Origin of the sequence: Brevundimonas sp. 2YAF1, from assembly GCF_052114745.1 — a bacterium.
Taxonomy (GTDB): domain Bacteria; phylum Pseudomonadota; class Alphaproteobacteria; order Caulobacterales; family Caulobacteraceae; genus Brevundimonas.
In genome coordinates this window covers 100,680-112,203 of record NZ_JBFRFI010000009.1, presented here as the reverse complement: position 1 = coordinate 112,203, position 11,524 = coordinate 100,680, and the positions used below count along the sequence as shown (strand labels likewise).

The window sequence follows — 11,524 nt, the reverse complement described above, 5'->3', positions numbered from 1 at the left end:
GCCGGGGTCGGCGCGGGGGTCGCGGCTGACGCCGGAGCCGCCGCCGGAACGACGGCCGGAGGCGCAGCCGGCGCGCCCGCCGTCGCGGCGGCGGCGCGGGCCGCGTACTGCTGCGCCTGGAAGCGCTTGGCCAGCTTCTCGGTCAGTTCGCGGGCGCCCGCGGGGGGCATCTGGGCCATGATGGCGGCCAGGGTCCGGGGCCGCATGGCGGCGGCGACCGGCAGGCGAACCGAGTCGTCCAGGGTGTTGAACACCGCCGCAGCCTCCTTGGGCCGCATGGCGGAATAGACGGCGACCAGACGGTCGTTCTCGGCCTTTTCCTTCTCGTCGACCTGACCGACCAGGGTCGCGATCTCGCCCTTGAGGGCTTCCAGCGCCTGCAGCTTGGCGTCCAGCTTCTGCTCGGCGGCGACCATCAGCGGCAGGGTGGTGGCGAAGTCGGCGTCGCGGGCGTCCAGGGCGTCGCGGCGCTTGGACAGGGACTGGATGATGCGCAGTTCAGCCGGGGAAATGCCCGCCTGCTGGGCCAGTTGTTCCGGCGTCAGGGCGCAGACGGCGGGCGCGGGCTTGGCCGCCGCCGTCCCGCCGCCCTCGCCGGGCGCCTCGGCGGTCACCGCGTCCTGGGCCCAGGCGGTCGCGCCCTGGAACAGTTCCGGCGCCACGCCCGCCGCGCGCACGGCCACGACCCCGCCGATGGCGATGGCGATCAGGGGCAGAAGGCGGGGCAGCTTGCTCATGGGTGGCACTCGAAAAGCGGTTCAGACGCCGCACAGGCATAGGGACTGCAAAGATGCTTCGCCCCTCAAGTCGTCCGACGCCGCGCGTCGGACATAGAGGCTCTTAGAATCATGCGGCGAAAAGATCTTCGTCCAGACTACGACGGGCGCGGTTTAGGCTCTGTTGCGCAGCGTGGTTAGCGGCGAGGGCCTGCATCACCGGAGCGAAGCGATCGGCGGCGGCCGGCGCCGGCGGCGCAGGGCGGGCGGCGGGGGCCTTCATGACAGCGCGAGCGCCCTCGATCCGTTCCATCAGCGACGCCATGCGACGGGCGCGGGACTCGTCGTCCAGCAGAGGGGCGACCGCCGAAGCCGGGACCTTCAGCTCCAGGGGCGGCTCCGGGTGGACCTCCGGTTGCGGCGGCGCGGCTGACCGCGAAGGCAGACCGGCAGGGGCGCGGGCGATTAGCACTTCCAGCTCCTGCTTCACCGCGCGGGCCTTGATGATCCGGTCGTGCAGCAGGTCGGTCTCCTGACCCGAGGCGCGCAGGGTGGCCAGGGCCTGTTCGGCGCGACCGGCGGCCGAGTTCAGCTCGCTCACGGCGCCGGCGAAAGCCAGCTGTCCCTCGCGCAGGGCCTTGAGCTTCTTCTCCAGCTTGATGCCGTAGCCGATGGCCGCGACCAGCAGCAGCATGAGGATGGAATCGAGAATGATGCCGGTCATGTCAGCGTTTCCCTCTGCCCAGGTTGGAAGCGATATCGGGGTTGATCGGGCCTTCGACCCGCACGGCGATATGCTGGCCTCTGCGGCCCATCTTGCCGGTCGTCAGCGGAATGGTGCCGGCCCGGATCGACACTTCGCAGTCCGGTGAAACGTTCAGCATCAGGGTGTCGCCGACCTTGAAATCCAGCACCTTGGACAGGGGGATCTGCTGCTCGTCCAGCACGCAGCGGACCTCGGTCTCCGTGGTCCACAGCTCGGTGGCCAAGTGGCCTTCCCAGATGTTGTCGCGGCCGAACTTCTCGCCCATGAACTGCTGCAGCAGCATCTTGCGAATGGGCTCCAGCGTCGAATAGGGCAGCAGCAGTTCGACCCGCCCGCCCCGGTCTTCCATGTCGATGCGCAGCTTGACCAGGATGGCGGCGTTGGCCGGGCGCGCGATGGCGGCGAAGCGCGGATTGGTCTCCAGCCGGTCCAGGTTGAAGTGAACCGGCGTCAGCGGTTCGAAGGCCTGGCGCGCGTCGTTCAGGATGACCTCGACCATCCGCTGCACCAGCACCCGCTCGATGGTGGTGTAGGGCCGTCCCTCGATGCGCAGCGCCGCCGTGCCGCGACGCCCGCCCAGCAGGACGTCCACAATCGAATAAATGAGATTGGAATCGACCGTCAGCAGGCCGTAGTTGTCCAGTTCCTCGGCGCGGAACACCGCCAGAATGGCCGGCAGCGGGATCGAGTTCAGATAGTCGCCGAAGCGGATCGACGAGATGGTGTCGAGGCTGACCTCGACGTTGTCCGAGGTGAAATTCCGCAGGCTGGTCGTCATCAGCCGCACCAGGCGGTCGAAGACGATCTCGAGCATCGGCAGACGCTCGTAGGACACCAGCGCCGAGTTGATGATGGCGCGAATGCCGCTGCGCTCGCCATCGTCGCCGTCGCCCATGTCGAAGCCCAGCAGGCTGTCGATCTCGTCCTGGTTCAGCACGCGCTCGGACAGGGCCGCGCCCGCGTCGGGCTCGCCGCCGAAGGGATCCAGTTCGTTCTCGGCCGCCAGGGTGTCGGTCATGCCTACTGCACCAGCATTTCTTCGATCAGCACGGCGTCCACCTTGCCTGGGGCGGCGATCAGGTTAACGCGGCGTAGGATCTCGGCGCGCAGCTGATAGGAGCCGGCCGATCCGGCCAGATCCTCAGGCCGCAGTTCGCGCAGAAAGCCCTGGAACATGTCCTGCATCCGCGGGGCCTCGCTCTGCAGATGGGTCGCCAGCTCGGCGTCCTTCATCTCCAGCGTCAGCTTCAGCTTCAGATAGGTCGGACGTCCGTCCGTCGACTGAATGTTCACGATCATGTCGGGCAGGGTGTAGAAGGTGACGCCGTCAGGTCCGGGCGCGATCTTGCCCAGCGACGGGTCGGCCGCACCGCCCTCGCCGCCGCCGTGATCGCCGCCCTTCTTCGCAGCCTTCTCGTCCTTCTTCGCAGGCCCGCCATGGTCGGCGCCCGCTTCGGCCTCGGCCGGCTTGGGCTTCATCAGAAGGAAGGCCGCCGCCCCGCCGCCGCCCAGCACGACCAGCGCCGCCGGGATGATGATGAACAGCAGGGGCAGCTTCTTCTTGGCGGCCGAGCCTTCGCCGCCCTCGCCGTCCGACACGGCGGGCAGGTTGGCGTCGTCGCCGCCCGGCGTCGCATCTTTCTTCTTGCCCAGCTTGAGCTTCAGCATCCGCACGTCGCCCCGATCCTCACAGCCTTCCTGATGAGGCGTTTTTGGTTAACGAGGCGTTTACAATCGGCAAATCCTGCCGGGCGCCGCAGGGGGTGAAACCGCTCAAACCCCCATTCCGCCTGGATTAACCCTGTTGGCACGGTCGTTGCGACGAGAGGGGCGAAGGAGCCGCACTCGTGGAAAACGCCGCCTATATCGGATTGTCACGCCAGATGACGCTGCGCCGCGAGCTGGACATCGTGGCCAACAACGTCGCCAACGCCGACACCACCGGATTCAAGGTCGAACAGCTGATGGTCGGGACCGAGATCGGTCAGCGCGCCCGCAACGACAACATCCGCCCCTCGGCCAGCTTCGTCCTGGACAAGGGCGTGGGCCGCGACTTCGGCCAGGGCTCGATGAAGCAGACGGGCCGCACCCTGGACTTCGCCATCGAGGGCGAAGGCGCCTTCTTCACCGTGCAGACGCCGACGGGCCCGGCCTATACCCGCGACGGCGGCTTCACTACGGACGCCGAAGGCAGGCTGACGACCAAACAGGGCCTGCCGGTGCTGGGCGACGGCGGCGAGATCGTTCTCGACCCGCAACGCGGTCCGGTCAGCGTGGGCCAGGACGGCACCATTAGCCAGCAGGGCCTGCCGGTCGGTCGCCTGAACGCCGTGCGCTTCGACGCCCTGTCGGTGCTGCAAAAGAGCGGCGACGGTCTGTACCGCAACGCCTCCAACGCCCAGCCGCAGGCCGCGCCCGACGTGCAGATTCGCCAGGGGATGCTGGAAGGGTCGAACGTCAACACCCTGCTGGAAATCACCAATCTGATCGAGATCAGCCGCGCCTACGAGCGCATCTCGAAGATGATCGAGAACACCAACGACCTGTCGCGCCGCTCGGTCGAGCGGCTGGGCCGGGTCGGCTAGAAGGAACGCTGAACGATGCGCGCTCTCAGAACCGCCGCCTCCGGCATGCTGGCCCAACAGCTGAACGTCGAGGTCATCTCCAACAACATCGCCAACATGAACACGGTCGGCTTCAAGCGTCAGCGAGCCGAGTTCCAGGACCTGCTGTACCAGAACGTCGAGCGCATGGGGGCCCAGTCGTCGACCCAGGGCACCGTCGTTCCGACCGGCATCCAGATCGGCGCGGGCGTCAAGGCCGGCAGCGTCTATCGCATCACCGAGCAGGGCAGCCCCAGCCACACCGGCAACACCTATGACGTGGCCATCGACGGCAAGGGCTATTTCCAGATCACCCTGCCCTCGGGCGAGATGGCCTACACCCGCGCCGGCAATTTCTCGGTCAACGGCGAGGGGCAACTGGTCACCGACGACGGCTATGCGGTCGAGCCGGCCATCACCATCCCTCAGGACGCCATCGACGTCTCCATCTCCAAGTCGGGCCAGGTCCAGGTCACGACCCAGGGCCAGAGCACGCCGCAGGTGGTGGGTCAGCTGGAGCTGGCGACCTTCTTCAACGAGGCCGGTCTGGAAGCCATCGGCGACAACCTGCTGCTGGAGACCGCCGCCTCGGGCGCGGCGACCGTGGGGGCGCCGAACGAACCGGGCTTCGGTTCGCTGATGCAGGGCTATACCGAAGCGTCCAACGTGGATGCGGTCAGCGAGATCACCGCCCTGATCGTGGCCCAGCGCGCCTATGAGATGAACTCCAAGGTCATCAAGACCGCCGACGAAATGCTGTCCGTCTCGGCCCAGGTGAAGAACTAGGTCATGGGCATGATCCGTCTCCTCGGCCTGACCCTTCTCGCCGCCGCCCTCGCCGGTCCAACCCTGGCCGGCCCCGTCAGCCTGCTGCCCGATCCGACGGACGACGACGGTCGCGTCACCCTGGGCGAGTTGTTCGACGACGCGGGCGCCGCCTCGGGCGTCGTGGTCGGTCAGCGCACCGGCGCGACCGCCGTCTTCGATGCCGCCCAGATTCAGGCGGCCGCCCGCCGCGCCGGTCTGGAATGGAGCAATCCGCAGGGCCTGCGCCGCATCGTCGTGCGCGCCGGAACGGGCGGGGCCCTGCCCGCCGAAGCCTCCGCCCGCCCCGCGGTCGCCAGTGTTGGGGCCAGCGCGGCTTCGCGACCCGGCGCCACGGTCGAGGTCCTGACCTACGCCCGCAGCCTGGCCGCCGGCGACATCGTGCAGCCGTCCGACGTCGTCTGGTCCGTGGTTCAGGCGCATCAGGCCCCGGCCGGCGGTCCCCAGGACGCCGATCAGGTTGTCGGCCTGTCGGCCAAACGGCCCTTGCGCGCTGGCGCCGCCGTCGCCAGCCGCGACCTGGCCTCGCCCCAGGTCATCGCCCGCAACGACATGGTCGAAGTCGCCTACATCGCCGGCGGCGTCGAACTGACTGTCACCGGCAAGGCCGTCCGCAACGCCTCGGCCGGCGAGGCGGTGCCGGTGCTCAACGTCCAGTCCGGCCGCACCATCGACGCCGTCGCCGTCGCCCCTGGTCGGGCCGTGGCCGGCCCCGCCGCCGCCGCCGCCCGCGCCAACCCGCAACAGTTCGCCGCCCGCTGAGAGCGCAGAAAGATCCTGTCATGCGTAAAGCCCTGATCCTCGCCGCCGCCGTCTCTGCCCTGTCCCTGGGCGCCTGCTCCACCGCCATCGAGGCGGTGAAAGGTCCCCAGTTGGCCCCCATCGGCTATCCCGCCGCCCTGGTCCCGGTCGAGCAGGCCTACCTGCCCGAACCGACCCCGGCCTCCGCCAACAGCCTGTGGCGCACGGGCGCGCGCAGCTTCTTCGGCGACCAGCGCGCGCGCCGCGTCGGCGACATCCTGACGGTCAACATCGACATCAACGACCGCGCCCAGACCCAGAACACGACCCAGCGCTCGCGTTCCAACAGCGCCTCGGGCGGCGTCACCAACTTCTTCGGCCTGGAGAACAGCCTGGGCCGCGCCTTCCCCGGCGGCTTCGACCCGGCCAAGATGGTCGGCACCGAGGGCGAGGCCAACGCCGCCGGTTCGGGCAGCGTCAACCGCTCGGAACGCGTCAACCTGACCGTCGCCGCCGTGGTCACCGCCGTCATGCCCAACGGCAACATGGTCATCCAGGGTCGGCAGGAAGTGCGCACCAACCGTGAGGTCCGCGAACTGACCGTCGCCGGCATCGTGCGGCCCGAGGACATCTCTTCGGCCAACACCATCGCCCACACCCAGATCGCCGAGGCGCGCATCAGCTACGGCGGTCGCGGCGACATCAGCCGGATGCAGGCCACCCCGGCGGCTCAGTCCCTGGTGGAGCGTTTCAGCCCCTTCTGACCCGCGTTCGATGAGGCGTGTGATTCCGGCGACAGGCGGTCACGGAATCGCGCGCGGCCAAGCGGGGCGGTGAACCCTTAACAAGCGACCCGCGTTTGCCCTGTCGAACGCGAGTGATTTGTAATGTTGAAGTCCCTGCTTCCCGCCGCCGCCGCCCTGGGTCTCGCCGCCCTGGCCGGGCAAGGCCTGACCAGTGCCCCCGCCGCCCCGGAAGAAGGCGCGGTCGGATGGCATCTGTTGCGTGAAGGAACGATGGCCAAGCTGGCTTACGGCCTGGCGGATTCAGACGAGGTGGCGCTGATGCTGACCTGCTCGCCCGGCGACCGGACGGCGGTGGTCTATGGCGATTCCCAGCCGCGCAGCCCCGCCCTGACGCCCGTCTCCCTGGGGCCGCAGCCGATCGATCCCCTGTCCGACGGCGAAGCCTTCGAGGCCCGTCTGCCCCTGACCGACGCGGCCCTGACCGGTCTGGCGCGCGGCGGGCGCATGGCGGTGCAGACCGAGGCCGGCGACCGGGAATTGCGGGCGACGCGCGCGGAGCGCCGCATGGTTCAAAGCTTTCTCGGCTATTGCGCTTCCAGCCACGCCTGATCAAAGTCCGCCCGAACCATTCAGCGGGGGCTGAACCATGACCGCCTTGCTGGGGCTTGCGCTCGCCCTGACCTTGCAGACCACGCCGCCGTCTGCGGCCCCGGGCTGGACCTGGACGCTTTATTCCGGCGACGGCCCTCTGGTGCTGGCCAACGAGATTCCCGACACCCCGCGCCTGCGCACCACGCTGGAATGCGCCCCGGGCTCCAGCATCGTGCGGCTGACCCTCTATGACGTCCCTTCGACCGACGGCTACGCCACCGTCACCGCCGGGGCCGCCGTCACCAATACCGAGATCCGCGCCCGCCGCGGCCAGCTTCAAACCATGCTGCGCGCCGACCACCCGGTCTTCACCGCCTTCATGGCCAGCGGCAAGCTGGAGATCACAGTCGGCGAACAGTCATCGGCGGTGGAGATCGATCGGGCGAATCTGTCCAAGCTGCGTCGGTTCGCCGAACTTTGCACTGGCTAGGATTCCCCATGCGTCCCGTTGTCTGGATCGCCCCCGCTCTCGCGGCGCTCGCCCTTTCGGCCTGCGCGCCGACGGTGAAGTCCAACCTGATCGCCGCCTCCAGCGGGGCGCCCGTCGCCACGCCCGGCTACGACTGGCACCTGAACGAGGACGCCGACGAAGCCAGCCTGTCCTACGGCGTGGCCGACACCGACGACGTGCCGCTGGACCTGTCCTGCCGTCCCGGCTCGGGCGCCCTGCAGATTTTGCAGACCGTGGCGGCGGGCCATCCCCGCGTGATCGGGCTGGAGTCGGGCGGCGACACGGAATCCTATCCCGCCAAGGCCGAACCCTCGGCCCTGCAGGACGGGCTGGACCTGACCGCCGCCGCCCGCGCCTCGGACCCGGTCTTCCTGCGCTTCCGCCAGTTGGGCTGGCTGGCGGCCTATGGCCCCGACTACCGCACCCCCTTCGTGGCCCAGCGCGGATCGACCAAACGGATCGACCGCTTCTTCGCCCTCTGCGGCTGAGGCCCGCCGAACAGCTTGACCGTCGCGCGCCGCCCCTGTCTGCTCCTCCTCGCTTGAGGGAGGACAGCATGGACAAGCAATTTCTGGCTGGGCGATTTCTGATCGGGGCGGCGCTGGCTGCCTTCATGGCGGCGACGCCCGCTCTGGCCGAGGGCGCCCAGACGGGTCCCGCCGCCGCCGCGACGACCGCCGAGGCCGGGGCGCTGGCCGGGGTTCTGGCCGGGGTTCTGGCCGACTATGAAGCCTATCTGCGTCGCGTCGATCCGATCAGTTCGGGCATGGACGGCGATCGCGACGCCCTGTCGCGCCTGCCCGACCCCAGCCGCGCCGGCGATCTGGCGCGTCAGGCCCCGCTCAAGGCCCTGCTGACCCGGCTGGACGCCATCAACCCGGCCGCGCTCGACGCCGACGCGCGGCTGAACCACGCCTTCTCCCGCTATCTGATCGCCCGCGAGTTGGAGCGCATCGCGCTGGACCCGTCGCGCCTGGCCTTCGATTCCGAAGGCGGCCCGGCCCAGACCCTGTCCTACCTCGCCGGTTCGACCCGCATCGCCACCCGCGCCGACGCCGACGCCTGGCTGGCCCGGCTGGAAGCCGCGCCCGCCTTCTACGACGCCGACATCTCCAACGCCCGGCGCGGCCTGTCTTCGGGTCTGATCCAGGCCAGGTCCGTGGTCGAAAGCGCCCTGGGTCAGGCCCAACGCGACGTCGCGGTCAATCCCGACGGCGACGTGCTGATGAAGCCCTTCGCCGCCCTGCCCGCCAATATTCCGGCGGCGGATCAGGAGGCCTTGCGCGCCCGCGCCCGCGCCCTGATCGACGGCCCCATCGCCGCCCGCCGTCAGGCCTGGCTGGCCATGCTGCGCGACGACTACCTGCCCAAGGCCCCGGTCGAGCCGGGCCTGGTCCACCGTCCCGGCGGCCGCGACCTCTACGCCTTCTTCGTGCGCAGCGACACGACCACCGATTTGACCCCGGATCAGGTGCATCAGATCGGCCAGGAAGAGGTCGCCCGCATCCGCGCCCGGATGCAGGACGAAATGCGCGCCGCCGGCTGGACCGGCGACTTCGCCGGCTTCCTCAACTTCCTGCGCACCGACCCGCAATTCTATGCGACCAGCCGCGAACAACTGCTGGAAAAGGCCTCCGAGATCGCCAAGCGCGCCGACGACGGTCTGCCGGCCCTGTTCGGAACCCTGCCCCGCCTCCCCTACGGCGTTAGGCCGGTCCCGCGCGAGATCGAAGAGACCTACACCACCGGCCGCTACAACTCCGGCTCGCTGCAGAACGGCGTGGCTGGCGGCTATATCGTCAACACGTCCAAGCTGGACCAGCGCCCGCTCTATGAACTGCCGGCGCTGACGGTGCACGAGGCGGTGCCCGGCCACCACCTGCAGATCGCCCTGCAACAGGAAGCGGCGGATCAGCCCTATTATCGCCGCGGCGCCGACGTGACCGCCTTCATCGAGGGCTGGGGCCTGTATTCCGAGTTCCTGGGCGAGGAGATGGGCGTCTATCGCACGCCCTACGAGCGCTTCGGCCGCCTCAGCTACGAGATGTGGCGCGCCTGCCGCCTGGTGGCCGACACCGGCCTGCACTGGCTGGGCTGGACCACCGAACAGGCCCGCGCCTGCTTCCGCGACAATTCGGCCCTGGCGCCGCACAACATCGAGACAGAGCTGCAACGCTACATCGGCTGGCCCGGTCAGGCCACGGCCTACAAGATCGGCGAGATTCGCCTGCGTCAGATCCGCCAGAAGGCCGAGCGCGAACTGGGCGACCGCTTCGACGTCCGCACCTTCCACGACGCCCTTCTGGTCGACGGCCCCCTGCCGCTCGACCTGCTCGACGCCCGCATGGACCGCTGGATTGCCGAACAGAAGGCCAAGTAGCGACCGCAGCCCCCTCCGCCGTCATCCTCGGGCTTGACCCGAGGATCCAGCACCACTGGCCGCGAAGCCATCAGCCGCCCCTCGGGTCAAGCCCGAGGGGAACGCCGCGCGCCATCCCCGCCCAGCCATCCTATCCGCCGCACCCAAGCCGTTGAAATCTCGTCACTCCCATCGACGCTCGCCCCCTTTTGCTCGCCTTGGTTCAACACCGGTTTAGGCTGCGCGCGTTCTTTGACATCGCCGCCCGCCTCCTCCGCTCAGGAACCCAGGCCCGCTCCCCGGCCCGACCGACCTCGGATCGCCGCGCCCGCCGTCATTGCACCAATTGCACTGTTTTTTTTCGCCGCACCGTGCAATGCGCCCCTCCTCTTTCCTCCCCATTCCATGGGGAGGGGGACCGCGTAGCGGTGGAGGGGGCGGCACAGAGATCGGACGTGGAGTCGCCCCCTCCGCCTCATCGCCTTTTCGGCGACGATCCACCTCCCCAATCGCTCCGCGATAGGGAGGAAAGGGATTCTAAAGCCCCAGTTCCGCCCGCGCCTTCTTCGTCAGCTTCCCAACGATAATCGCGTGCGCCGACCCGATATGGTCCGCCAATTCGTCGTCCGCCCAGTCGTCGATCTGAGGCAGGTTCACCCACTTGGCGCGCGCCATATAGGGCGCCGGCCGCGCACGGCCGCTCTCGGTCAGCACCTCATAGGCGATGTCCGAAACCTTGAACGACACGCCGCCGGTCGCCCCCACCATGACGAACATCTTGCCGCCGACCTTATAGGCGTCGTGGTCGTCGCCGAACGGATGCTCCAGCGTCGTCCCCGGCAGCGCCAGACAGACCTTGCCGACCCCCGCCCGGTCCATCAGGCCCCCACGCCCATATCGACGCCCACGCCGATGGGGCAGACCACGCCGGTCCCGCCGATGCCGCAGTACCCGGCCGGGTTCTTGGCCAGATAGCCCTGATGATAGTCCTCGGCGAAATAGTAAGGCCCCGCCGGTTGGATCTCGGTCGTGATCATCCCCTTGCCCGCCGCCGTCAGCGCCGCCTGATAGGCGTCACGCGAGGCCTCGGCCTCGGCCTGCTGCGCGTCGTTCAGCGTATAGACGGCCGAGCGGTACTGCGTGCCCTGGTCATTGCCCTGACGCATGCCCTGCGTCGGATCGTGGTTCTCCCAGAAGGCCTTCAGCAGGTCGCCGTAAGAAATGACCTTCGGATCAAACACCACCTGCACCACCTCGGTATGCCCGGTCCGGCCCGAGCAGACCTCCTCATAGGTCGGGTTCGGCGTGATCCCGCCGGCATAGCCCGCCGACGTCACCCAGACGCCCGGCAGCGACCAGAACACCCGCTCCACGCCCCAGAAACAGCCCATGGCGAAGATCGCCGTCTCGACCCCCTCGGGGTGCGGCCCCTTCAGCGCATGACCGAGGACAAAGTGAGTCGCATCGGTCGCCAAAGGCATCTCTCGACCAGGCAAAGCGGTCTCGACGGTCGGCAGTTCGGCGGTCTTGTGCAGCAACATGAGAAAAATCTCGCAGAATCGGGGGCAAAATCGACTTCCCCCCATATGGGACGTCACAGGGCGCTTGCCGAGGGGGTCATGCTGTTCTATCAGCCTCGCCTCCGCTGGAACGACCGTCCGGCGGC

At 68.8% G+C, this 11,524-nt stretch carries 14 protein-coding genes; 8 read left to right on the top strand and 6 right to left on the bottom strand.

The genetic code is table 11. The features are described from left to right. From AB4Y68_RS12945 to AB4Y68_RS12930, 4 genes are all read right to left on the bottom strand, one after another. Positions 1 to 737 (bottom strand): MotE family protein (locus tag AB4Y68_RS12945; protein WP_441456167.1); only part of this gene is annotated, 737 nt, incomplete at its 3' end. A gap of 109 nt (positions 738 to 846) precedes the next feature. Beyond that, entirely contained in the window at positions 847 to 1,440 is a 594-nt protein-coding gene (locus AB4Y68_RS12940) for a DUF6468 domain-containing protein (RefSeq protein ID WP_441456166.1), read from the bottom strand. 1 nt (position 1,441) lies between these two features. Next, positions 1,442 to 2,500: a flagellar motor switch protein FliM gene (fliM, locus tag AB4Y68_RS12935; RefSeq protein ID WP_441456165.1), complete on the bottom strand. Its 1,059-nt coding sequence runs from the start codon at positions 2,498 to 2,500 to the stop codon at positions 1,442 to 1,444. Positions 2,501 to 2,502: 2 nt separating this feature from the next. After that, complete coding sequence (locus AB4Y68_RS12930) at positions 2,503 to 3,150, bottom strand: flagellar basal body-associated FliL family protein (RefSeq protein ID WP_441456164.1); 648 nt, start codon at positions 3,148 to 3,150, stop codon at positions 2,503 to 2,505. A gap of 179 nt (positions 3,151 to 3,329) precedes the next feature. On the opposite strand from AB4Y68_RS12930, the gene flgF reads away from it, so the two are divergent. From flgF to AB4Y68_RS12890, 8 genes are all read left to right on the top strand, one after another. Continuing rightward, on the top strand, positions 3,330 to 4,067 hold the full coding sequence (flgF, locus tag AB4Y68_RS12925; protein ID WP_441456163.1) for a flagellar basal-body rod protein FlgF: 738 nt from the start codon (positions 3,330 to 3,332) through the stop codon (positions 4,065 to 4,067). Positions 4,068 to 4,082: 15 nt separating this feature from the next. Beyond that, the gene (gene flgG, locus AB4Y68_RS12920; protein WP_441456162.1) at positions 4,083 to 4,871 is read left to right on the top strand and encodes a flagellar basal-body rod protein FlgG; all 789 of its coding nucleotides are present in this window, start codon (positions 4,083 to 4,085) and stop codon (positions 4,869 to 4,871) included. A 9-nt stretch (positions 4,872 to 4,880) separates the two neighbouring features. Further along, entirely contained in the window at positions 4,881 to 5,672 is a 792-nt protein-coding gene (flgA, locus tag AB4Y68_RS12915; protein ID WP_441456161.1) for a flagellar basal body P-ring formation chaperone FlgA, read from the top strand. Positions 5,673 to 5,692: 20 nt separating this feature from the next. Further along, positions 5,693 to 6,415 carry a flagellar basal body L-ring protein FlgH gene (gene flgH / locus AB4Y68_RS12910; protein ID WP_441456160.1) on the top strand — a complete coding sequence of 241 codons (723 nt, stop codon included), beginning with the start codon at positions 5,693 to 5,695 and terminating at the stop codon, positions 6,413 to 6,415. A 123-nt stretch (positions 6,416 to 6,538) separates the two neighbouring features. Next, complete coding sequence (locus AB4Y68_RS12905; protein WP_441456159.1) at positions 6,539 to 7,006, top strand: hypothetical protein; 468 nt, start codon at positions 6,539 to 6,541, stop codon at positions 7,004 to 7,006. Positions 7,007 to 7,043: 37 nt separating this feature from the next. Continuing rightward, positions 7,044 to 7,478, top strand: a complete 435-nt coding sequence (locus tag AB4Y68_RS12900; RefSeq protein ID WP_441456158.1) for a hypothetical protein — start codon at positions 7,044 to 7,046, stop codon at positions 7,476 to 7,478. Positions 7,479 to 7,486: 8 nt separating this feature from the next. Beyond that, positions 7,487 to 7,987: a hypothetical protein gene (locus AB4Y68_RS12895; protein WP_441456157.1), complete on the top strand. Its 501-nt coding sequence runs from the start codon at positions 7,487 to 7,489 to the stop codon at positions 7,985 to 7,987. 68 nt (positions 7,988 to 8,055) lie between these two features. After that, positions 8,056 to 9,879: a DUF885 domain-containing protein gene (locus AB4Y68_RS12890; RefSeq protein ID WP_441456156.1), complete on the top strand. Its 1,824-nt coding sequence runs from the start codon at positions 8,056 to 8,058 to the stop codon at positions 9,877 to 9,879. Positions 9,880 to 10,395: 516 nt separating this feature from the next. Here AB4Y68_RS12890 and AB4Y68_RS12885 read toward each other — a convergent pair. After that, on the bottom strand, positions 10,396 to 10,737 hold the full coding sequence (locus AB4Y68_RS12885) for an MmcQ/YjbR family DNA-binding protein (protein WP_441456155.1): 342 nt from the start codon (positions 10,735 to 10,737) through the stop codon (positions 10,396 to 10,398). Continuing rightward, positions 10,737 to 11,444, bottom strand: coding sequence for a peptide-methionine (S)-S-oxide reductase MsrA (gene msrA, locus AB4Y68_RS12880; protein WP_441456154.1), 708 nt, complete (start codon positions 11,442 to 11,444; stop codon positions 10,737 to 10,739). Before msrA ends, AB4Y68_RS12885 begins: the two co-directional genes overlap by 1 nt. Positions 11,445 to 11,524: the final 80 nt, after the last annotated feature.

Bases quoted from the DNA above. Each gene is read 5' to 3' on its own strand.
- flgG (WP_441456162.1), top strand. From the start codon at position 4,083: ATGCGCGCTCTCAGAACCGCCGCCTCCGGCATGCTGGCCCAACAGCTG.
- flgH (WP_441456160.1), top strand. From the start codon at position 5,693: ATGCGTAAAGCCCTGATCCTCGCCGCCGCCGTCTCTGCCCTGTCCCTG.
- AB4Y68_RS12905 (WP_441456159.1), top strand. From the start codon at position 6,539: ATGTTGAAGTCCCTGCTTCCCGCCGCCGCCGCCCTGGGTCTCGCCGCC.
- AB4Y68_RS12885 (WP_441456155.1), bottom strand. From the start codon at position 10,737: ATGGACCGGGCGGGGGTCGGCAAGGTCTGTCTGGCGCTGCCGGGGACG.
- AB4Y68_RS12940 (WP_441456166.1), bottom strand. From the start codon at position 1,440: ATGACCGGCATCATTCTCGATTCCATCCTCATGCTGCTGCTGGTCGCG.
- flgA (WP_441456161.1), top strand. From the start codon at position 4,881: ATGATCCGTCTCCTCGGCCTGACCCTTCTCGCCGCCGCCCTCGCCGGT.
- msrA (WP_441456154.1), bottom strand. From the start codon at position 11,444: ATGGGGGGAAGTCGATTTTGCCCCCGATTCTGCGAGATTTTTCTCATG.
- fliM (WP_441456165.1), bottom strand. From the start codon at position 2,500: ATGACCGACACCCTGGCGGCCGAGAACGAACTGGATCCCTTCGGCGGC.
- AB4Y68_RS12895 (WP_441456157.1), top strand. From the start codon at position 7,487: ATGCGTCCCGTTGTCTGGATCGCCCCCGCTCTCGCGGCGCTCGCCCTT.
- AB4Y68_RS12930 (WP_441456164.1), bottom strand. From the start codon at position 3,150: ATGCTGAAGCTCAAGCTGGGCAAGAAGAAAGATGCGACGCCGGGCGGC.
- AB4Y68_RS12890 (WP_441456156.1), top strand. From the start codon at position 8,056: ATGGACAAGCAATTTCTGGCTGGGCGATTTCTGATCGGGGCGGCGCTG.
- AB4Y68_RS12900 (WP_441456158.1), top strand. From the start codon at position 7,044: ATGACCGCCTTGCTGGGGCTTGCGCTCGCCCTGACCTTGCAGACCACG.